We start from the raw sequence: 20,281 nt of genomic DNA on the forward strand, positions 1-20,281 counted from the left end.
TGCCGGCCCGCTCAGGGTGAGCTTCCGAGCCCGCTATGCTGTCGCACGAGCAGATCTGGAACGCCATCGACCGGCTCGCCGAGCGCCACGGCTACTCGGCCTCGGGCCTCGCCCGCCGCGCCGGCCTCGACGCGACCAGCTTCAACCGGTCGAAGCGCGTCGGCGCCGACGGCCGCAAGCGCTGGCCGTCGACCGAGTCCGTGTCGAAGGTCCTGGCCGCCACCGGGTCGAGCCTCGACGAGTTCCTACGGCTCATCGAGGCCCGCGAGATTCCGGCCCGCACGATGGTCCCGCTGATCGGTCTGACCCAGGCCGGCGCCGGCCGCCTGTTCACCGACGAGGGCATGCCCACCGGCGGCGCCGGCTGGGAGGAGATCGAGTTTCCGGATCTCGGCGAGGAGCGCGCCTTCGCACTGGAGATCCAGGGCGATTCCATGCTGCCGCTGTTCCGGGACGGCGACGTCCTGATCGTGTCGCCCACGGCCAGCGTCCGCAAGGGCGACCGCGTGGTGGTCCGCCTGCACGGTGGCGAGGTTCTGGCCAAGGAGCTGCGGCGGCGCACCGCCCGGACCGTGGAGCTGGCCTCCCTGAACCCCGAGCACGAGGACCGGATCCTCAACCTCGGGGAGGTGGCCTGGATGGCCCGGGTGATGTGGGTGCGCCAGTAGGCGCCGCCCGGGCGAGTCGACACGCGGATCCGCGCTTGGCCGTGAGGCCGTTCATCGCTATCGCTGGCGCGTCGCGGACCTTCCGCATCCGCTGAGCGCGAAAGCAGCATGGCGCAGCCCGGGACGGATCACAGCGCGGCCGCAGACAAGCCGCTCGCGGACGAGGCCCGCTCGCTCCTCGACGCGCTGCCGACGCCCAGCCTCCTGCTCGATCCGCAGGGCCGTGTCCGCCACGCCAATCCCGCCCTCGAACATCTCGCCGGCTACCCGGCGGAGCGGCTCGTCGCGCAGGGACTCGACCTGATCCTGGCCCAGCGCACGGCGCCCCTCGATCCCGCCGGCGGCGAACCTCAGGAGTTCCTGGCCGTCCGCGCGGACGGGACGAGCTTCTGGGCCCACCTGGAGACGGCGTCCCTGCCCGGGACTCCTTTCCGCATCGGCCAGATCCGCGACGAGACCGCCCGGCGCGAGGCCGAGGGCGCGCTCGCGCTCTCCCGCCAGCGCGAGGCCCTGGGGCTCCTGACCAACAGCGTCGCCCACGAGTTCAACAACTTCCTGCAGATCCTGATCGGCTACATCGACGGCCTCAAGCGCCGGCTCGGCGACCGGCAGGAGCCGTTCGTGCAGCGGGCGATCGCCCGCTCGGCCGACGCCACCGAGCGCGCGGCGATCCTGACCCGGCACCTCCTCGCCTACTCGCGCCGCATCGCGCCGGACGTCCGGTCGGTCGACCTCGACGCCATCGTCGCGGATCTGGCCGCGCGCCTCGAACCCGACCTGCCGCCCGGCATCCGCCTCGCCGTGGCGGCGACGCCGGGCCTGCCTCGGGCGATCAGCAATCCGACGCAGATCGAGTTCGCCCTGCGGCATCTCGTCGCCAACGCCTGCGAGGCCATGCCGTCGGGCGGGACCCTGAGCCTCTCGACCTTCCGGGTGGACCCCGGCGACCGCTCCCTGCAGCAGCCGGGTCACGGCAGCGTCGGGATCGCGGTCGGCGATACCGGGCAGGGCATGTCGCCCGAGATGCTCGCCCGGGCGCTGGCGCCGTTCCAGACCAGCCACGAGGCGGGGCGCGGCGCGGGCCTGGCGATCGTCCACGGCCTCATGAAGCGGCAGAACGGGACCATCACCCTCGACAGCCGGAGCGGGGAGGGAACACAGGTCCGCCTGTCCTTCCCGGCCGCACCCGAGCGCACGCTCCACTAGTGCCACGCCGGCCGGAACGGCAGCACTGGCGAGCGGAACCCGACCTGCGGGTTCGGCGTGCTCCCTTGCCGCGCGGCGCGCTGATCCGGTGGAAAACGCGGTCCGGGCGACAGCGATCAGGACTAAAACCGCTGCCCGACCGTTCCCATATCGTCGCTGGCGCTCCGCGCCGTCCGGTTCTCGTCCTCTGAGGCGTGTACATGTTTACTGAGATTTCGCGCCGCCGGCGTGTGGCCGCCCTCCTGGCGCTGGCCGCTGCGCTGACCGTCGCGGCGCCCGTCGCGGAAGCCCGTCCGGGCGGCGGCGGGTCCTTCGGATCCCGCGGTTCGCGCACCTACACGGCGCCCTCCGCCACGCCGACCGCTCCGGGCGGTGGCATGACGATGCAGCGCTCGCAGACCGCGCCGTCTCCCGGCATGGGCAGTCCCGGGATGCAGGCTCCGGCCGCGCCGGGTCGCCGGTTCGGCGGCGGCTTCTTCGCGGGCCTGCTGGGCGCCGGCCTGATCGGCGCGCTGCTCGGCGGCGGCTTCTTCGGCGGCCTCGGCGGTCTCGCGTCGATGATCGGCCTGCTGTTCCAGGTCGGGCTCGTCGTTCTGGTGGTGATGCTGGCCCTGCGCTTCTTCCGCCGCCGGAACGAGCCGGCCGGTGCCGGTGCGCCCTACGCCCGCTCGTCGCTCGACGATCAGCCGGGCGCCCGCGGCCCGATGGGCGGCGTTCCGGGCGGCCCGGCTCCCGGCGGCATGTTCGGTGGTGGGCAGCGCCCGCCGCAGACACGCCCGGTGCAGATCGGCCCGGCCGATTACCAGGCCTTCGAGCGCCTGCTCGGCGACATCCAGGACGCCTACTCGCGCGAGGATCGGGTGACCCTGGGCAACCTGTCGACGCCCGAGATGGTCGGCTACTTCGACGAGGAGCTGCGCGGCAACGCGTCCCGCGGCGTGGTGAACAAGATCTCGGACGTGAAGCTGCTGCAGGGCGACCTCGCGGAGGCCTGGGGCGAGGACCGCACCGACTACGCGACCGTGGCGATGCGCTACGCCCTCAAGGACGTGATGGTCGAGCGGGCAAGTGGCCGCGTCGTCTCCACGGACTCGTCCGAGGCGACGGAGCTCTGGACGTTCCTGCGCCAGCCCGGCCGCGGCTGGGTGCTCTCGGCGATCCAGCAAACCCGCTGATCGCGACGGCGCTCCGGCCTCGAGGGCCGGAGCCGCGACGCTCCCTCAGGCCGGCGTCCCCACCGGGGCGCCGGCCTTTCTGTGCGCGTCCCACCGGTTCGCGAGGTCGACGAACCCGGCCACAGGGATCTCCTCGGCCCGCGCGGTCTCGGACAGGCCGGCGGCGGCCAGCAGGGCGCCGGCCTCGGGCGTCAGCGCCTTGAGGCTCTGGCGCAGCATCTTCCGGCGCTGGCCGAACGCGGCCCGTGTGACCGCCTCCAGCGCGCCGGCGCGGCAGGGCAGGGGCCGGGCGCGCGGAACCAACCGGACCACGCTCGACGTGACCTTCGGCGGCGGCACGAAGGCCGTGGGGCTGACGTCGAACAGGATCTCGGCCTCCGTCCGCCAGCCGCACAGGACCCCGAGCCGGCCGTAATCGGCCCGCTCCTCCGGGCCGGCGACGATCCGCTCGGCGACCTCCCGCTGGAACATCAGCACGGCCTGATCCCACCAGGGCGGCCAAGCCTCGCCGTCCAGCCAGCCGGTGAGCAGGGCGGTGCCGACATTGTAGGGCAGGTTGGCGACGATCCGCGCCGGGGCATCGCCCACCAGCGGCCGCGGGTCGAAGGCGAGGGCGTCGGCGTCGACCACCTCGAGGCGTCCCGGATAGTGGGCGGCGATCTCGGCGAGCGCCGGAAGTGCCCGCGGATCGCGCTCGATCGCCACCACGCGGGCGGCGCCCTCGGCGAGGAGCGCGCGCGTGAGGCCGCCGGGTCCCGGGCCGACCTCCACCACCGTCACCCCCGCGAGGGGACCGGCCGCCCGGGCGATCCGCCCGGTCAGGTTGAGGTCGTAGAGGAAGTTCTGGCCGAGCGCCTTCCTCGGCTCCAGGCCGTGTCGGGCGACGACCTCGCGCAGCGGCGGAAGCCCGTCCCCGGCGCTCATGCTGCCTCCGTCACAGCTCGTCCTCGGGATCGAAATGCCGCGCGCCCGCGGGCCGGGGCCGGCCGGCATAGACGCTGAACGGGATGATCTCGGCACCGCCGGGCGCCTCGCCCTGCGCCGCGTTGGCGGCCAGCCGGTCGGCGAGGCGCAGGGCCGCCACGAGGCTGTCGGGCCGGGCGATGCCCTGGCCGGCGATGTCGAAGGCCGTGCCGTGGTCCGGCGAGGTCCGCACGAAGGGCAGGCCGAGGGTGACGTTCACGCCGTCGTCGAACGCGATCGTCTTGATCGGGATCAGGGCCTGATCGTGCGTCGGCGCGAGGGCGACGTCGTAGGTCTCCCGGGCGCGGGCGTGAAACAGGGTATCGGCGGGGAGCGGCCCGCGGATGTCGATGCCCCGCGCCCGCAGGCGCGCCACCGCGGGGGCGAGGACGTCGCGGTCCTCGTGACCGATGGTCCCGGCCTCGCCCGCGTGCGGGTTGAGGCCGGCGAGGACGAGGCGCGGCTCCGGGAGACCGAACCGCTCCCGCAGGTCCCGGGCGACGATCGCGGCGGTCTCCTCGACGAGCTCCTGGGTGAGCAGGTCCGGCACATCCTTCAGCGGCACGTGGATCGTCACCGGCACCACCGAGAGACCGGCGCTCCAGATCATCATCACCGGCCGGGGCGGCGTCACGCCGGGCGGCACCGCGAGGGCGGCCAGGAACTCGGTGTGCCCGGGATGGGCGAAGCCCGTCCGGGTCAGCACGAACTTGGCGATCGGGTTGGTCACCACCGCGCTCGCGCGCCCGGTCTTCACGAACGCCACCGCCGCGGTGATCGACTCGATGGTCGCGCCGGCATTGACGACATCCGGCACCCCCGGCTCGGCGGCGACGCGGGCGCCGCTCGGCAGGGGCACTACGGGAAGTGCGCGCGGGAACACCTCGGCGGCGGTCTCGGGATCGACCTCCGCCACGGGAACGGGGCGGTCGAGGCGGTGGGCGAGGCGCTCGACGAAGTCGGGATCGGCCACCAGGAAGAACGGCGGCAGCGGCTCCGCGCCGCTCCGCCCGAGCCACGCGCTGAGCGCCAGCTCCGGACCGATGCCGGCGGGGTCTCCGAGGGTGAGGGCGAGGGGCGGCATGGGCGCTCTATAGCGCCCGCGCGGCGCGGGCGCATCCTCGGCAAGTGGGGACGATGGCCGCGGTCGGGTCCGGCGCGGTGCCGGTCCCGGTGCCTCACCGGATCGAGGCGATGCCGTCCGCTGTGGTGGCCGTGCCGACGTTCTGGCGCAGGTCGGCCTCGCCCAGGGTCTTCAGCTCGACCCGCAGCAGCACGGTCTGGTTGCGCTCGCGGACGCCCGTCGCGGTGGCGATCGGCGAGTTGATGTAGTTCAGCGAGACGGTGGTGCACTCGTCCTGATAGCCGCCGCCGAAGCTCGCGCCCGACAGGTAGAAGCGGCCCGGGTTCTGGTAGATCGGCACCGTCCCGATCGGGTTCGCCAGGTAGGAGCTCAGCGCGTCCGTGTAGGTGTTGCGCACGTCGAGATAGTGGGTCAGGTCGACGAGCAGCGAGCCCGACACGAACCAGTTCGGCGTGATGTTGTAGGTCGCGGTGGCGGTGATGCCCTCGCGGTAGTGGCTGTAGCCCAGCAGCGGCTGGGCCTCGTAGTACGAGTAGAAGGCCGAGAGGGTCAGCGGCAGGAACGGCGCGAAACGCGCCGTCGCGCCGGTCTCGAAGCGCGCCACGTGGAAGTCGGACTGGTTGAACCGGGCCCGGCTGATGAACGTGATGTTCTGGTTCGGCGAGACCTGGAAGCGGCCGACGAAGTCCGAGCGCTGCGTCTCGAGCCCGGAATCGAGGCCGGTATTGGCGATGTCGCCGCGGCGGAACGAGTTGACGCCCGCGAGCTGGATGGACTCGCCGAACAGCACGTTCGCGTACCAGCCCGACGGGGTCACGACGGAGTACTGACCGCCGAGATTGGTGCGCACGCCGCCCTCGACCCGGTCGTAGCCCGAGAACTTGTCCCACTCGAACAGCGAGGTGTCGTCGAAGACGAGGCTCTGCGCGTCCTCGTTGGGCAGGCGGCCGATCCGGGTCTCCGACGGGCGCGCGATGATCTGGCCGATCGGCTCCAGGGTGTGGACGCCGAGCGCGCCGAAATTGGCGACGAACGGGTAGCGGTAGTCGAGGCCGATCGCCGGCATGACGCGCCCGGCAAAGCCCTGGTCGACGTGCGCGACCTGCGGGACGAGGTCGTTCTGGTAGCCCGAGAAGCTCGTGCTGTTGAAGAACGCGTCCGTGCGCAGATACGCGAAGGGCGTGAATTTCTGGCCCAGATCGTCGATGAAGCTGCGGCGCCAGGACAGCTCCGCGGAGGCGCGGGTGTTGGTGCCGGCGAGCCCGTCGATGGCGCAGAGGCCGCGCTGGAAGACCGTGCAGGTCTGGTAGAGCGGGAAGCTGACGCCGTTGACGCTCGGCGAGAACAGGTAGCTCGAGGTCCGCGGCAGGCCCTGGTACTGCGTGGTCTCGCGGGTCAGGCTGGTGATGTTCGCCTGGAAGCGCACCTCGCCGCCGATCTCCGATGGGCCGTTGATCCGCTTGTCGTAGTCGATCACCGGCGCGACGATCGGCTGCTGCTTCTGCCAGTCGAAGCTCGACAGGCCCTTGAAGTAGTAGCCCCGCGCCTCGAACCACGAGCGGTCGCCCTGGCCGATCAGGAACGCGGTGGAGGTCGCCTCGCGGAAATAGTCCGTGGTGATGTTCTGGTTGCGGATCCGGTAATTGTCGAGGAACCACTTGTCGGTGACGCCGACGAGGTCCCAGCCCGTGCGCCACCGCGGGTTGATGTAGAACCGGCCCTGCGACTCGACCGAGCCGCGGAAGTCGCGCTCGCCGGCGCCGAGTGGGCTCGGCAGGAAGGCGGAGGGCGTCGTCTGCGAGATGCCCGACAGGCGGATGTTGTAGAAGCCGTTGTCGATCCGCTGGCGGAACTCGCCCTGCGCGAGCAGGCCCTGCCGGCTCAGCAGGGTCGGCGTCAGCGTCAGGTCGTAGTTCGGGGCGAGGTTGATGAAGTACGGGAGCGACACGCCGTTGCCGAGCGCGGTCGTCGTGACGAAGCGCGGCGTCAAGAAGCCGGTCTTGCGCTTCACCGTCGGATCCGGCGCCTCGAAATACGGCAGGTAGGCCACCGGGATGCCGGCGATCTCGAGCGTCGACTCGTCGAAGTAGACCGTGTGGGTCTCGTTGTCGTGGATGATCTTCTTCGCCTTGATCTGCCACAGCGGCGGCGTCTCAGGGTTGTCCTTGCACGGCTCGCAGGCCGTGTAGCTGCCCGACTCGAAGCTGGTCTGCTCGCCGTTCAGGCGCTCGGCCCGCGGCGCGGAGAACCGGGTGCGCACGGTCTCGAACTTGCGCTGCACCGTCTGCTGCCCGCGGAAGGCGTCGACGAAGCCGGTCTTGAAGTCGTCGGTCAGTTCCATGCGCGCGCCGGTCACGACGCCGCCGTCGGCCTCGGTCAGGCGGACGTTGCCCTCGGCGAAGACCCGGCCGGAATTCCGGTCGTAGCGCACGCGGTCGGCCTGGAGGGTCCGCGGGCCGTAATGCAGCTCGGCGTTGCCCCGCGCCGTCACGGTGCCGTTGTCGTTGTCGTAGATCAGCTCGTCGGCCTCGACGAGGAGCTTGTCGCCCGGCTTGCCGGCCGCGACGGCGGGCAGGCCCTGGGCATGGGCGGTCAGGCCACCGGCCAGCGGCGCGGCGAGCGCCAGCGCGACCCGGAAACCAGCCTTCCGCAGGATGTCGGCGACCTTACGCAACGCGCGTCCCAACCCCTGTGACGTCTGCCGCCACCAACCCCAACACCCGTCTCCCGTGCCGCGAAGGATCGCGGAAGTCAGCCGTCTTCCTGGTACAGAAGCGTGAGCGTACCGAGAAGACTGCCTACCACGGCCGGGAACCAGGCCGCCACCGGTGCGGCGACGAGTCCGGATGCTCCGAGCCCCTCCATGACCTGTCGGACCACGTAGAGGGCGAAGCCGGCCGCGACGCCACCGAGGACGAGTTTGCCGACCCCACCAAAGCGGAAGAACCGTAAGGAAACGGTTGCGGCAACGATGACCATGGCGACGAACAGCACCGGCCGCGCCCACAGGACATCGTACTGGAGACGGTAGCGCGTGGCGTCCAAACCGGCCCGCTCGGTCCGCGCGATCGTTGTGGGAAGTTGCCAGAAAGGCACAGATTCCGGGGGGGTGAACCGCTGCCGCACCTGCCCGGGGTCGAGGTTCGAGGCGATCAGGTACGTGTCGAACGACTCAGGCGGCGCGTCCGGTGTGAGAACGCGCACATCGGAGAGCTCCCAGTAACCGTCGTGGAGCGTCGCGCGGGCCGCGACGAGCTGCTCGGCGAACTTGCCGGCGTCGTCGAAGGTGAAGACCGACACCCCCGCCAGGGTGGTCGTGCCCTCGATGGCGGTCTCGGCGCGGAGGATCGCCTCGCCGTCGAGGCCCTTCTGGCGGATCCAGAGGTCCTTGCCCGAACTCGCCTTGGTCGATTTGGCGAAGATCTTCGCCTCGATCTCGGTGGAGCGCTGCTTCAGCATCGCCGAGACCGGGTTGTAGACGCCGACCGCCAGCGCGCCGAGGGCGAGGGCCACGAAGAAGCCGGGCTGCAGGAACTGCCAGGCCGAGATCCCGGCCGCGCGGGCGACCACCAGCTCCAGCTTGCGCGAGAGCTGGAGCAGGGCCGCCATGGAGCCGAACAGGACCGCGAAGGGCAGGACGCCCTCCGCCACCGCGGGGGTGCGGTAGAGCGAGAGCTGCGCCATCAGGCCGGCGGACGCGCCCTGGGCCTCGCCGGCGCGGCGGAGCAGCTCGACGAAGTCCAGGGTGTAGACCAGCGCGAACACGGTGACGAAGACGCCGAGCACCGTGCGGAGGAACCGGGCGGCGAAGTACCGCCCGAGGGTGGGGCCGATCAGCATCATCGGAGTCAGGCCGCCGGCGCGAGGCGCGGCCCGCGGAACCGGCCGCGGACGAATCGGGCCAGGGCGGCGTTGAACGCGCGCACGCGCGAACCGTAGAAGATCAGGAGGCTCGACAGGAGGATCGCGAGCAGCGGCACGCCGTAGACCGCCAGGACCGCCGCGGGGCTGCGCGCGGCGGCGCTGACCGCCGCGAAGCCGCCGATGCGCAGCGCCACGACGGCGACGATCGCGCCCGCGACGGCGACGCCGCGCCCCTGCCGGGTCGTGCGGGGATCGCCCAGAGCCGCGAAGGCGATGAAGACCAGGGCCAGCGGGTAGAGGCAGGCGGACAGCCGGTCGTGCAGCTCGGCCCGGAACCGGCCCTTCTGCAGCTTGTAGTAGCCCTCCGTCGTGTCGGGGAACAGGAGCTGGGCCGTCGAGCGCTCGCGGGGCTTGTAGATCGTGTCGGAATCCGGGGGCGCGAAGGCCGCGAGGTCGATCGTGTAGCGCTCGAAGGTCAGGATCGAGGAATCGCGCGAGTCCTTCTGCTGCTGGTGGACGCTGCCGTTCTCCAGGATCAGGTAGCTCTGGCCGTCCACGTCGACCGCGTTGCCGCGTTCGGCGAGGTAGACCTTGGTCTTCCCGGCCTCGCGCCGGTCCTGGATGAACAGTCCTTTGAGGGTGCCGCCCGCACCGCGCTCGCGGAAGTGGAAGGTGATGCCGTTGTCGAGCTGGGTGAACTGCCCTTCCTTGACGACGTTCGCGATGAAGTCGCCGCGCACCCGAGTGATCACGTCGCGCAGCTCCTGGAAGCTCGCCGGCATCACCACCACGACCAGGAATCCCACCAGGAAGCTGACGAACAGCGCCAGGGTGAGGAAGGGCCGCAGCAGCGAGCGCGGTGGCATCCCCGCCGCCGACATGACGATCAGCTCGGAATCGCCGTTCAATTTGTTGAGCGCGTAGACGGTGCCGATGAACAGCGCGACGGGGGCGATGACCACGACGAGGGTCGGCAGCGACAGGCCGGTCACGAAGAGGAAGACCAGCAGCGTCTGGCCCTTGGCGGTCACGAGGTCGAGCTCGCGCAGGGCCTGCGTCAGCCAGATGGTGCCCGTCAGCCCGATCAGGCAGGCGAGGGTGGCGCCCAGGGCGATCCGAAAGATGTAGCGCTCGATCTGCCTCATAGGCCCGGCAGTCCCGCTCGTCCTCTCGCGCCCTCGGGGCGGCAGGGACCCGATAAAAGGGGCGATTCCAGGGCTGTCACGCCGCGTTGCGTTCTCCGTCTCAGCGGCTACACAGGGCAGATGGCCCGAGCCTCGGCGCGCGGGTGCGTAGTACGGCTCCGGGATAACGGGCAGGGCGACGGGTATGGCGGACGGTATCGAGATCGGTTTCGGTCCCCTGGAGCAGAGCGGCCAGGGGCCCGGCGGATCCGGCGATCTCGTGGTCTTCGTCGGCGACGACCTGTCGCTCGGGTCGACGGCCCGCGAGGCCCTGGGCGCCTCCGGGGCGGATCTCGTGGCCCGCGCCGCGGCCTCCGAGAAGTTCAAGGGCCGCTCGCTCAGCGCGCTGTCCCTGCCGGCTCCGGCGGGCGTCGGCGCCGACCGCCTCGTGGTCGTGGGCCTCGGCTCCGAGAAGGACCGGGCCAAGGCCGACTGGCCGGCGCTCGGCGGCTTCACCGCCAGCAAGGTGGCGGGCCGGACCGCCCGTGTCGTGCTCGACTGGCCGGGCGCGACGGTCACGGCGGCGCAGGCCGGCGAGTTCGCCCTCGGCGCGCGCCTGCGGACCTACGCGTTCGACCGCTACAAGACCAAGAAGAAGCCCGACGCCGACGACAAGTCCGTCACCGCGCTGACCCTGCTGCTCGCCGATCACTCCGCGGCCGCGCGCGAAGGCGCGGCCGCCCGGAGCCTGTCCGACGGGGTGATCCTGGCCCGCGACCTCGTGAACGAGCCGCCGAACGTGCTCTTCCCGGAGGAGTTCGCCCGCCGCGCCTCGGAACTCGCCAAGCTCGGCGTCGAGATCGAGGTGCTGGAGCCGGCCCGGATGCGGGAACTCGGCATGGGCGCGCTGCTCGCGGTGGCGCAGGGCTCGGCCCGCGAGCCGCGGATCGTGATCATGCGCTGGAACGGCGGCCCCGCGGCCGAGGCGCCCGTGGCCCTCATCGGCAAGGGCGTCGTGTTCGATTCCGGCGGCGTCTCGATCAAGCCGGGCGGCGGCATGGAGGACATGAAGGGCGACATGGGCGGCGCCGCCGCGGTGGTCGGCGCGCTCCACGCGCTGGCGGCCCGCAAGGCGCGCTGCAACGTGGTCGGCGCCATCGGCATCGTGGAGAACATGCCGGACGGCGGCTCGTACCGCCCGTCCGACATCCTGACCTCGATGTCCGGCCAGACCATCGAGGTGATCAACACCGACGCCGAGGGCCGGCTGGTGCTGGCCGACGTGATCACCCACGTCATCCGCAGCACCAAGCCCAAGGCGATCGTCGACCTCGCGACGCTGACCGGCGCGATCATCGTGGCCCTGGGCCAGGACATCGCCGGCATGTTCTCGAACGACGACACGCTGGCGGGCAACATCCACGCCGCCGGCGAGGCGACCGGCGAGAAGGTGTGGCGGATGCCGCTGATCCCCGCCTACGACAAGGCCATCGATTCCAAGTTCGCCGACATGAAGAACACCGGCGGCCGGCACGGCGGCGCCGCCACCGCGGCCTCGTTCATCAAGCGCTACGTCGAGGACGTGCCGTGGGCGCATCTCGACATCGCCGGCGTCGCGATGTCGTCGAACGCCAGCGAGATCAACCGCAGCTGGGGCGCGGGCTGGGGCGTGCGCCTCCTCGACCGGCTGATCCGCGACCATTACGAGGCCCGCTGAGACGACCGCGGCGTTCCTGACGCCGCGCGCCTGTCCGGGTGATCCCAGCATGGCCGCACACGCCAACGCCGCGCTCGACCGGGCCGGCCCGGGCGCCGGGACGTCCGGGGGCCGCGCCGGCGGCCCGCTGGCGGCGGCGGGGCCGATCCTCGCCATGCTGGCCGCCCTGGCGCTCGTCGCGGCGACCGGCGTGAGCCAGCGCGGCTCCGTGCCGGAGGCCCTCGAGCCCTACATCTTCGGCTACTTCATCGGCCGCTACCCGCTCTTCGCCTTCGCGCTGGTCTACGGGCTCGGCCATCTCGCGCGGGTGGCGACGGGACCGGGTCCGGCCGCCGCGCCGCGGCGGATCGTGTTCGGGCTGGCGGGCGCGGCCGCGCTCCTCGCCGCCGGGCTCTACCCGACCTTCGGCGGCCTGGTCCTGCGCGGCGCCTTCGCCACCGGCGGCATGGCGTTCCTCACCCACCAGCCCCTGTGGCTGGCCTACGGGCTCGGCGCCGCCGCGGGCGCGCTGGCGTTCGGCAGTGTCCTCGGCCTGTTCGCGGTCGCGGCCAACCGGCCCCTGCGGCCGCGCCTGCGCCGGGTCGGGTACGGGGCGCTCGCCTTCCTGGCCCTGTGGCTCGGCGCGATCCTGATCGGCCTCGGCGGCGACCTGGGCGTCGGCCCCTGGCCCCGGCGGGCGATGCGGCCGGAGGAGGCCGCGCTCGCCGCCGGCCTGCTGATCGCGGCGGCCCTGCCCCACACCGTGCTGGCGACATTGCGCCGGCATCGTCCGGCCGTGTGACCCCCCTGCCTTGCGGGCCGGCCTCCGTTCCCGCAGAGTCGGCGCGACAGGCGTTGCGGGACTCGGCCCCCGAGAGTCGGGCCCGCGGGAGGCATCGCGATGCATGAGGCGAACGTGATGGAGCACGGCGCTCAAGCCGCCACGGCCGGAGCGATGCCGGCCGCGCCGGTCGCCGGGGCATCCGACCGGCCCTGGCTGGCCGCCTACCCGCCCGGCGTCCCGGCGGAGATCGACGTCGCCGGCCTCGGGACCCTGGTCGACCTGTTCGAGACCAGCGTGACCGCGTTCGCGGGCCGGCCGGCGATGCTGTGCTTCGGCTCGACCATGACCTACGCGACCCTCGGCCAGCAGGCGCGCGACCTCGCGGCCTGGCTGCGCGGGCAGGGTCTGGCGAAGGGCGACCGCGTCGCGATCATGCTGCCGAACGTCCCCGCCTACGCGGTGGCGATCTTCGGCGTCCTCCTGGCGGGCGGGACGGTGGTCAACACCAACCCGCTCTACACCCCCCGGGAATGCGCGCAGCAGATCGGTGATTCCGGCGCGCGCATCCTGATCGTCCTGGAGAATTTCGGCGCCACGATCGCGGCGGCGCTGCCCGACGTCGCCCTCGAGCGGGTCGTCCTGGTCGGCCCCGGCGACGGGCTGGGACTCAAGGGGCAGGTGATCAACCTCGCGAGCCGGCACGTCCGGAAGGCGGTGCCGCCGTTCCGCCTGCCGGAGGGCCTCGCGATCCCGTTCTCGACCGTCCTCCGTCAGGGCCGGTCGATGCCGCGCACCTCCGTGACGGTCGACCCGGAGGATCTCGCCTTCCTGCAATATACCGGGGGCACCACGGGCATCGCCAAGGCGGCGATGCTGAGCCACCGCAACATCATGGCGAATGTCGAGCAGTCGCAGCTCTGGTTCAACTCGAAGGATCCGAGCGTCGCGCGCTGCGTGGTCACGGCGCTGCCGCTCTACCACATCTTCGCGCTCACCGCGTGCTTCTTCCAGTTCATGCGCAGCGGCGGCTCCTGCCTGCTGATCCCCAATCCGCGCGACTGCGACGGCATGGTCAAGACCCTGAGCCGCACGCGCTTCACCCACCTGATGGGCGTGAACACCCTGTTCAACGTGCTGATCAACCACCCGAAGATCAACACCGTGGATTTCGCCCACCTCGACTTCGTGGTCGGCGGCGGCACGGCCGTCCAGCGGGCCGTGGCCGAGCGCTGGAAGGCCCTGACCGGCAACACGATCGTCGAGGGCTACGGCCTGTCCGAGACCTCGCCGGTGGTGTGCGTCAACCCGCGGGGCATGCGCGACTTCTCGGGGACGATCGGCTACCCGCTGCCCTCCACGGAGGTCTCGATCCGCGCCGTCTCCGGCGAGCCCCTCCCGGACGGGCAGCCGGGGGAGATCTGCGTGCGCGGGCCCCAGGTGATGCGCGGCTACTGGAACCGGCCGGAGGAGACCGCGCGGGCGATGACCGCGGACGGGTTCTTCCGGACGGGCGACGTCGCGATCCTGCAGGCGGACGGGCAGGTCCGGATCGTCGACCGGATGAAGGACATGATCCTCGTCTCCGGCTTCAACGTCTATCCGAACGAGGTCGAGGACGTGCTGGCGGCCCACCCGGCCGTGCTCGAATGCGCGGTGGTCGGCGCGCCGAGCGAGGAGACCGGCGAGATGGTGGTGGCCCACGTGGTCCTGAAGGACACGTCGGTCTCCACCGATGTCCTGCGGGCCCATGCCCGCACCCAGCTCACCGGCTACAAGGTGCCCCGCCGCGTGGTGCTCCACGAGACCCTGCCGAAGACCAACGTGGGCAAGGTGCTGCGGCGGATGCTGCGCGACGAGTCGCCGCCGGCCTGACCGTCGCCCGCGCGGCGGAGGCCGCCCTGCGTCCCGGTGCCGCTCGCGGGCGGCGTAACCCCTGCGCGCCGCTCGCCGAACGGTGAGGCTGCGGCGCTTGCGCCCCTGTCGGCCGTCGCCGATCTGTGGGTTGTGCAGGCAGGAGATCCGAGGAGACGGCCATGTTGATCAAGCGCGGGCGCGGTTGGGAGATTCCGGAACATCTGGCGACGCCGGAGGCCGTGTTCCTCGATCGGCGGGCCCTGATCGGCGGCGCGGCCGGACTCGCGGCCGGACTCGCGGCCGGATCGCTCCTGGGCGTCCGCGCCGCCCGGGCGGCCGCGGGCGACGCGCCGCTCTACCCGGCGCAGCAGAACCCCGCCTACACCCTCGACCGACCGCTGACGCCGGAGCGCTTCAGCGCCGACTACAACAATTTCTACGAGTTCGGCACGTCGAAGACGGTGCTGCCGGCCGCCAACGCCCTCAAGACGCAGCCCTGGACCCTGAAGATCGACGGCCTCGTGGAGAAGCCCTTCGAGATCGGCGTCGACGACCTGATCCGGAAGGTCGGACTCGAGGAGCGGCTCTACCGTCACCGCTGCGTCGAGGCGTGGTCGATGGCGGTGCCGTGGACCGGCTTCCCGCTGGCGAAGCTCGTGGCGCTCGCCAAGCCCACCTCCGGCGCGAAGTACATCCGCTTCGAGACCTTCATGGACAAGGCGATGGCGCCCGGCCAGCGGGCCTTCTTCTATCCCTGGCCCTACACGGAGGGCCTGACCCTCGCGGAGGCCGGCAACGACCTCGCCTTCATGGTCACGGGGATCTACGGCAAGCCGCTGCCCAACCAGTTCGGCGCGCCGATCCGCGTCGCGGTGCCGTGGAAATACGGGTTCAAGTCGGCCAAGTCGCTGGTGAAGGTCTCGTTCACCGCGGACAGGCCGAAGACCTTCTGGGAAGGTCTGCAGGCCTCGGAGTACGGCTTCTGGGCCAACGTGAACCCGGCCGTGCCGCACCCGCGCTGGAGCCAGGCGACCGAGCGCGTCCTCGGCACCGACCAGCGGGTGCCGACGCTGATCTACAACGGCTACGGCGAGCAGGTCGCGGGTCTCTACAAGGGCCTCGAGGGCGAGCGCCTGTTCGTCTGATCCGGACCCGCCGGAGCCGCGCTGGCGCGGCTCCGGTCCCGACGACACGGCGCCTACGTCACGTCGCCATCCGCGCCGTCGGCCCGCGCCTCAGCGCGGGCAGGCATGGGCCCGCTCGAAGGCCTGCAGATCCGCCACGGTCGCCTGCTCCTGCCGCGAGAGCGGCACGCGATCCATGGCGTCGTACCGGCAATCCGCGTTGCCGAAGGTCCGGATCGCCCGCGGCGTGCTGAAGCAGTACCCGGCCTGCTTGTAGATCAGGTTGCGCTGGTACCAAGCTTCCGCGCAGTCATCCGCCATCGCACCGGTCGATCCCGCGACGAGGATCAGAGCGTAGAGAGCAGCGCGCATCGAATCGTCTCCGTGAGGATCCGGATCCAACCATCGGATGCTCAGTAGGTCCAGCGCTGCGCCTTCGAGACGAGGAAGTCGCGGAACGCCTGTACGCGGGCGACCGAGCGCATCTCCTCGGCGTAGACGAGGTAGCTCTCCAGGCTCGGCATCTCGGTCTCGCGCAGCACCTGCACGAGCTGCTGGCCGCCATCCACCGCGTAGTCGGGCAGGATGCCGATGCCGGCGCCGGCCTCCATGGCGCGCTGCAGCGCGCCGATGTTGTTCACCGTCAGGTGGACCTGGCGCCGCTCGCGGCCCTCGCGGCCCGCATCGGCGAGCCAGTGGGCGGCGAGCAGGTACGAGGGCTCGTTGCCGCCGAAGGAGACGAGGCGGTGATCGTCGAGCTCCTCGATGGTCTTGGGCTCGCCGAAGCGCTTGACGTAATCCGGGCTCGCGAAGGCGTGGTAGTGCACGGTGAACAGCCGCCGCTGGATCAGGTCCGGCTGCGCCGGGCGCCGCATGCGGATCGCCACGTCGGCCTCACGCATGGCGAGATCGAGCTCCTCGTTGGTGAGGATCAGCTCGATGCGCACGTCCGGGTAGAGGTCGAGGAACTCGCCCACCCGCTGAGACAACCAGGACGTGCCGAGGCCCACCGTGGTGGTGACCTTGAGGTCACCGGTCGGCCGCTCGGAGGTCTCGACGAGCCGGGCCCGGGTATTCTCCAGGCGCAGCTTCATGTCGCGCGCGGCGCGGAACAGAAGGTCGCCCTGCTCGGTGAGCAGGAGGCCGCGGGCATGGCGGTGGAAGAGCGGCGCCTTGAGCTCGCGCTCAAGGGCGCTGATCTGGCGGCTCACCGCCGATTGGCTGAGCCCGATATCGTCACCCGCCTTGGTGAAGCTCCCCGCCTCCGCGACGTTGAGGAAGATCCGGATCTTGTCCCAGTCCAAGGCGAGAACCCCTACCAGCGCGCGCCCGCGGGTCGCGCCCGGGGTGGAGGATGGGCGCGAAGCGGCGGGCAGATCACCGGGCGAACTGCGCGGTGCCGCGCGCGGATGGCCGCTCGCCGCACCGCGCGGGCATGCAACCAATGCATCCCGGCGCAGTCAGCACTCCTATGCACACGGTGCATGGTCCTGCGCAAGCACAAGCAGCGCGATCTTGTTGAAATGCCGGCCGCGGCCGGTCCGCGCACGGAGCGCGAGACCGGCGCGGCGGTCACTCCGCCGCCGCGGCCTGGACCGGGCTCTCGCCGATCTCCAGGTTGGCCAGGAACTTCTCCGCCTCCAGCGCCGCCATGCAGCCCATGCCGGCGGCGGTGATCGCCTGACGGTAGACGTCGTCCGTGACGTCGCCGGCGGCGAACACGCCCGGGATCTCGGTCTCGGTGGTACCGGGCTTCACGCTGAGGTAGCCGCCGTGGCGCATGGGCAGCTGCCCCTCGAAGATCGCAGTGGCCGGCTGGTGGCCGATCGCCACGAACACGCCGTCGGCCTTCACCTCGCTGATCTCGCCCGAGCGCGGATCCTTGAGGCGGACGTGGGTCACGCCCGGCGCCGGCTTCTGCACGCCGCAGATCTCGGCGATCTCCCGGTGCCAGAGCACCTCGACGTTCGGGTGCTTGAACAGGCGCTCCTGCAGGATCCGCTCGGCCCGGAAGCTGTCGCGGCGATGGACGACCGTCACCTTGCTGGCGATGTTGGCGAGGTACAGGGCCTCCTCGACCGCCGTGTTGCCGCCGCCCACGACCACGACCTCCTTGCCGCGGAAGAAGAACCCGTCGCAGGTCGCGCAGGCCGATACGCCGCCGCCCTGGAACGCCGCCTCGGAGGGGATTCCGAGCCACTTGGCCTGGGCGCCCGTGGCGATGACCAGGGCGTCGCACGAGTAGGTCTCGCCCGAATCGGCCTCGAGGCGGAACGGCCGCTGCTTGAGATCGACCTTCGTGATGTATTCCGAGACGATCCGGGTGCCGACATGCTCGGCCTGGAGGCGCATCTGCTCCATCAGCCAGGGGCCCTGAATGGCCTCGGCGAAGCCCGGGTAATTCTCGACATCCGTGGTGATCATGAGCTGGCCGCCCGGCTGGAAGCCGGAGATCAGCAGCGGCTCGACCATGGCGCGGGCCGCGTAGATCGCCGCCGTGTAGCCGGCGGGACCCGAGCCGATGATCACGAGCTTGGCGTGCGTGTGGGCCATGTGTCTCGGTCTCCTCAGGCCGGTCCGGCCGCGCGGCGCGCGGCATAGGCGTCGGCGAGCGCCTGGGCGATGACCGGCGTCGCGTCGATCGGCTTGTACGTCAGATCTGCCAACTGACCGGTGAACGGCCGCAGCGCTCCGGCGATCGCCAGCCCGGCGAACATGCGCCGATGCCGGATATAGGTACGCGGCAGATCGAACAGCAGGACCGGTGCGCCGGTCGACACCGCCTCGCTGACCATGTTGGCCGAGTCGGAAGTCACGACGATCGCCTCGGCGAGCGCCAGCATGGCCACGTAGGGGTTGTCGCCGCTCCCGTCCCAGAGGAACCCGCCGGTCTCGGCGGCGAGCGCCTTCACGGCCTCGCGCAGCGGGTTCGGCGTCCGGCGGGAGATCGTCACCATCAGCCGGCAGCCCTGCTCGGCCAGGCCGCGCAGATCCTCCACGAGGCGGATCATGTCGGTCTTGCGATAGCTCAGGTGCCGGCTGTCGCCGCCGACCAGCACCGCCACGCGCGGGCCGTCGAGGCGCGCGAGGCGGGGGTCAGGCCGGGCACGGGCCGCGGCCAGGCGCGCCGCGGTGACGAGGTGCGGCGCCGTCAGCGTCGTGAAGACGTTGGGTCCGCGCAGATCGTCGTAATCCGGCACCCAGATGAAGTCGGCACTGTCCGCGCCGGTCCGCGGATCCTTCAGGAACGCCGTGAACGTCCGGCCGCCGGTCGCGCGCCGCACCGTCCGCAGGTACGGGACCGACCGGCGCCCGGAGGCGATCAGGATGTCGGGGTAAGGGCCCGACAGGGCGCCGGCGCGGCGGCGCGGACCCTCGCGCGGGTCGATCGGTCCCCAGGGCGCCATCCAGCCGAACGGGCCGGAGGCCGGAACCTGCCGGATCTCGAAGCCGAGGCCGAGGGTCTCGGCGATGCCGACGCACTGATTCTCGTCTCCGGCCTTGCCGTCCGTGACGACCCAGGCGCGAGCGCGGGCGAGTTCGGGCAGGGGCTCACGCCGGAGGTCCGGAATGCTGACCGGCGCGGACTGCGCCTCCGACAGGTCGATGCTTGCCATGCTCCTCACCCGGTACGCCCCACACCGCCGGCCCGGGCCGGCGGCCGTCTTCTAGTCCCGCGGCAGGTCGCGGGCGAGCCACTGGGCGTAGATGTCAGCGATGGCGGCGAGCCGGCGCTGCTCGAATCGCGGATCGTACCACGCCCCGCCGTAGCTCGACGGCGTCGCGGTCATCTGCGGGTAGCGCCCGAGCACCTGACCCTTGGGGCCGACGAGCAGAGCCTCGCCCTCCATGTAGTCGGTCTGGAAATTGCCGCCGTAGCCGCGCAGGGCACCGCTGCCGGCATAGGGCCGCAGCGACAGGCTCGTCACCACGACGACGAGGCGCGGCCCGCGGCCGCCGATCCGGCCGGCGAAGTTCTTCCGCAGGGCGTCGGTCAGGTCACCGGCCAGCGCCTCGGCCTGCAGCCCGCCGCCCTTGTCGAGGAGCGGCCGCACGTCGACCCGGACGTCGGAGAAGACCGGGGTCGGCGGGAAATCGCTCGCCGCCGCGGACCCCGCGACGGCACTCAGAAGCAGGCCGGCGAGCCGGCTCCAGGAACGCGGGCGCATCGGGTCAGCCGCCGTACTGGACGGCGACGACCTCGTAGGACTTGCCGCCGCCCGGCGTGGTGACCTCGACCGTGTCGCCGACGCCCTTGCCGATGAGCGCGCGGGCGATCGGCGAGGTGATCGAGACGCGGCCCGAACGCACGTCGGCCTCCGGCTCGCCCACGATCTGGTAGGTCTTCTCCTCCTCCGTGTCCTCGTCGACGAGCTTCACGGTGGCGCCGAACTTGATCCTGTCGCCCGAGAGTTTCGTGACGTCGATCACTTCGGCCCGCGCGATCATGCTCTCGAGCTCGAGGACGCGACCCTCGTTGTGGGACTGCGCCTCCTTGGCCGCGTGGTACTCGGCGTTCTCCGACAGGTCGCCGAGCGCGCGGGCCTCGGCGATCGCCTGGATGATGCGCTGGCGCTCCACCTGCTGGCGGTGCTTCAGCTCCTCTTCGAGGGCTGCCAGCCCGCGCACGGTGATCGGAACCTTGTCTATCGCCATCGTCTCGCGCCACAATGAAGAGGCCCGGCCGAGAGTGAAGCACTCTCCCCGGGCCATGAAATGAAGTCAGCGGAACCCTGAGG

Annotated in this window: 18 protein-coding genes; 7 read left to right on the top strand and 11 right to left on the bottom strand. The window is 71.5% G+C overall.

The window, feature by feature from the left end; translation table 11 throughout:
* Nucleotides 1-35: 35 nt before the first annotated feature.
* The 3 genes from ACLBXO_RS13945 (at nt 36) to ACLBXO_RS13955 (ending at nt 3,049) form a co-directional block, all read left to right on the top strand.
* Nucleotides 36-668 (top strand): S24 family peptidase, encoded by a 633-nt coding sequence (locus ACLBXO_RS13945; protein ID WP_091713468.1) that lies wholly within the window; start codon nt 36-38, stop codon nt 666-668.
* A gap of 108 nt (nt 669-776) precedes the next feature.
* On the top strand, nt 777-1,874 hold the full coding sequence (locus ACLBXO_RS13950; protein ID WP_331315623.1) for a two-component system sensor histidine kinase NtrB: 1,098 nt from the start codon (nt 777-779) through the stop codon (nt 1,872-1,874).
* Nucleotides 1,875-2,074: 200 nt separating this feature from the next.
* A complete protein-coding gene (locus tag ACLBXO_RS13955) occupies nt 2,075-3,049 on the top strand; it encodes a TIM44-like domain-containing protein (protein WP_447685719.1) in 975 nt (324 codons plus the stop codon).
* Between the two features lie 45 nt (nt 3,050-3,094).
* On the opposite strand, the gene rsmA is transcribed toward ACLBXO_RS13955, so the two are convergent.
* The 5 genes from rsmA to lptF form a co-directional block, all read right to left on the bottom strand.
* Entirely contained in the window at nt 3,095-3,973 is an 879-nt protein-coding gene (rsmA, locus tag ACLBXO_RS13960) for a 16S rRNA (adenine(1518)-N(6)/adenine(1519)-N(6))-dimethyltransferase RsmA (RefSeq protein ID WP_331315621.1), read from the bottom strand.
* A 10-nt stretch (nt 3,974-3,983) separates the two neighbouring features.
* Nucleotides 3,984-5,096, bottom strand: a complete 1,113-nt coding sequence (pdxA, locus tag ACLBXO_RS13965) for a 4-hydroxythreonine-4-phosphate dehydrogenase PdxA (protein WP_447685720.1) — start codon at nt 5,094-5,096, stop codon at nt 3,984-3,986.
* Nucleotides 5,097-5,190: 94 nt separating this feature from the next.
* Complete coding sequence (locus ACLBXO_RS13970) at nt 5,191-7,770, bottom strand: LPS-assembly protein LptD (RefSeq protein ID WP_331315619.1); 2,580 nt, start codon at nt 7,768-7,770, stop codon at nt 5,191-5,193.
* Between the two features lie 77 nt (nt 7,771-7,847).
* A complete protein-coding gene (gene lptG, locus ACLBXO_RS13975) occupies nt 7,848-8,936 on the bottom strand; it encodes an LPS export ABC transporter permease LptG (RefSeq protein ID WP_331315975.1) in 1,089 nt (362 codons plus the stop codon).
* 8 nt (nt 8,937-8,944) lie between these two features.
* Entirely contained in the window at nt 8,945-10,105 is a 1,161-nt protein-coding gene (gene lptF / locus ACLBXO_RS13980) for an LPS export ABC transporter permease LptF (RefSeq protein ID WP_447685721.1), read from the bottom strand.
* Nucleotides 10,106-10,289: 184 nt separating this feature from the next.
* Between lptF and ACLBXO_RS13985 the strand changes: the two genes are divergently transcribed.
* From ACLBXO_RS13985 to msrP, 4 genes are all read left to right on the top strand, one after another.
* A complete protein-coding gene (locus tag ACLBXO_RS13985; protein ID WP_447685722.1) occupies nt 10,290-11,801 on the top strand; it encodes a leucyl aminopeptidase in 1,512 nt (503 codons plus the stop codon).
* A 49-nt stretch (nt 11,802-11,850) separates the two neighbouring features.
* Nucleotides 11,851-12,582: a hypothetical protein gene (locus ACLBXO_RS13990; protein WP_447685723.1), complete on the top strand. Its 732-nt coding sequence runs from the start codon at nt 11,851-11,853 to the stop codon at nt 12,580-12,582.
* 99 nt (nt 12,583-12,681) lie between these two features.
* Entirely contained in the window at nt 12,682-14,436 is a 1,755-nt protein-coding gene (locus tag ACLBXO_RS13995) for an AMP-binding protein (protein ID WP_447685724.1), read from the top strand.
* 161 nt (nt 14,437-14,597) lie between these two features.
* Nucleotides 14,598-15,563, top strand: coding sequence for a protein-methionine-sulfoxide reductase catalytic subunit MsrP (gene msrP, locus ACLBXO_RS14000; protein WP_447685725.1), 966 nt, complete (start codon nt 14,598-14,600; stop codon nt 15,561-15,563).
* A gap of 90 nt (nt 15,564-15,653) precedes the next feature.
* On the opposite strand, the gene ACLBXO_RS14005 is transcribed toward msrP, so the two are convergent.
* From ACLBXO_RS14005 to greA, 6 genes are all read right to left on the bottom strand, one after another.
* Nucleotides 15,654-15,914 carry a YARHG domain-containing protein gene (locus tag ACLBXO_RS14005; RefSeq protein WP_056522408.1) on the bottom strand — a complete coding sequence of 87 codons (261 nt, stop codon included), beginning with the start codon at nt 15,912-15,914 and terminating at the stop codon, nt 15,654-15,656.
* A 41-nt stretch (nt 15,915-15,955) separates the two neighbouring features.
* Complete coding sequence (locus tag ACLBXO_RS14010; protein ID WP_012317569.1) at nt 15,956-16,846, bottom strand: LysR family transcriptional regulator; 891 nt, start codon at nt 16,844-16,846, stop codon at nt 15,956-15,958.
* Nucleotides 16,847-17,114: 268 nt separating this feature from the next.
* Complete coding sequence (gene trxB, locus ACLBXO_RS14015) at nt 17,115-18,095, bottom strand: thioredoxin-disulfide reductase (protein ID WP_331315244.1); 981 nt, start codon at nt 18,093-18,095, stop codon at nt 17,115-17,117.
* Nucleotides 18,096-18,109: 14 nt separating this feature from the next.
* Nucleotides 18,110-19,159, bottom strand: coding sequence for a mitochondrial fission ELM1 family protein (locus tag ACLBXO_RS14020; protein ID WP_447685726.1), 1,050 nt, complete (start codon nt 19,157-19,159; stop codon nt 18,110-18,112).
* Nucleotides 19,160-19,210: 51 nt separating this feature from the next.
* Nucleotides 19,211-19,711: a hypothetical protein gene (locus ACLBXO_RS14025; RefSeq protein ID WP_447685727.1), complete on the bottom strand. Its 501-nt coding sequence runs from the start codon at nt 19,709-19,711 to the stop codon at nt 19,211-19,213.
* 4 nt (nt 19,712-19,715) lie between these two features.
* Nucleotides 19,716-20,192, bottom strand: coding sequence for a transcription elongation factor GreA (gene greA, locus ACLBXO_RS14030; RefSeq protein WP_170855149.1), 477 nt, complete (start codon nt 20,190-20,192; stop codon nt 19,716-19,718).
* Nucleotides 20,193-20,281: the final 89 nt, after the last annotated feature.

The organism is Methylobacterium sp. C33D (assembly GCF_053345825.1).

Bases quoted from the DNA above. Each gene is read 5' to 3' on its own strand.
- ACLBXO_RS13990 (WP_447685723.1), top strand. From the start codon at position 11,851: ATGGCCGCACACGCCAACGCCGCGCTCGACCGGGCCGGCCCGGGCGCC.
- msrP (WP_447685725.1), top strand. From the start codon at position 14,598: ATGTTGATCAAGCGCGGGCGCGGTTGGGAGATTCCGGAACATCTGGCG.
- ACLBXO_RS14005 (WP_056522408.1), bottom strand. From the start codon at position 15,914: ATGCGCGCTGCTCTCTACGCTCTGATCCTCGTCGCGGGATCGACCGGT.
- ACLBXO_RS13955 (WP_447685719.1), top strand. From the start codon at position 2,075: ATGTTTACTGAGATTTCGCGCCGCCGGCGTGTGGCCGCCCTCCTGGCG.
- pdxA (WP_447685720.1), bottom strand. From the start codon at position 5,096: ATGCCGCCCCTCGCCCTCACCCTCGGAGACCCCGCCGGCATCGGTCCG.
- ACLBXO_RS13945 (WP_091713468.1), top strand. From the start codon at position 36: ATGCTGTCGCACGAGCAGATCTGGAACGCCATCGACCGGCTCGCCGAG.
- ACLBXO_RS14025 (WP_447685727.1), bottom strand. From the start codon at position 19,711: ATGCGCCCGCGTTCCTGGAGCCGGCTCGCCGGCCTGCTTCTGAGTGCC.
- ACLBXO_RS13985 (WP_447685722.1), top strand. From the start codon at position 10,290: ATGGCGGACGGTATCGAGATCGGTTTCGGTCCCCTGGAGCAGAGCGGC.
- rsmA (WP_331315621.1), bottom strand. From the start codon at position 3,973: ATGAGCGCCGGGGACGGGCTTCCGCCGCTGCGCGAGGTCGTCGCCCGA.
- lptG (WP_331315975.1), bottom strand. From the start codon at position 8,936: ATGCTGATCGGCCCCACCCTCGGGCGGTACTTCGCCGCCCGGTTCCTC.
- ACLBXO_RS13950 (WP_331315623.1), top strand. From the start codon at position 777: ATGGCGCAGCCCGGGACGGATCACAGCGCGGCCGCAGACAAGCCGCTC.
- trxB (WP_331315244.1), bottom strand. From the start codon at position 18,095: ATGGCCCACACGCACGCCAAGCTCGTGATCATCGGCTCGGGTCCCGCC.
- ACLBXO_RS13995 (WP_447685724.1), top strand. From the start codon at position 12,682: ATGCATGAGGCGAACGTGATGGAGCACGGCGCTCAAGCCGCCACGGCC.
- ACLBXO_RS14020 (WP_447685726.1), bottom strand. From the start codon at position 19,159: ATGGCAAGCATCGACCTGTCGGAGGCGCAGTCCGCGCCGGTCAGCATT.
- lptF (WP_447685721.1), bottom strand. From the start codon at position 10,105: ATGAGGCAGATCGAGCGCTACATCTTTCGGATCGCCCTGGGCGCCACC.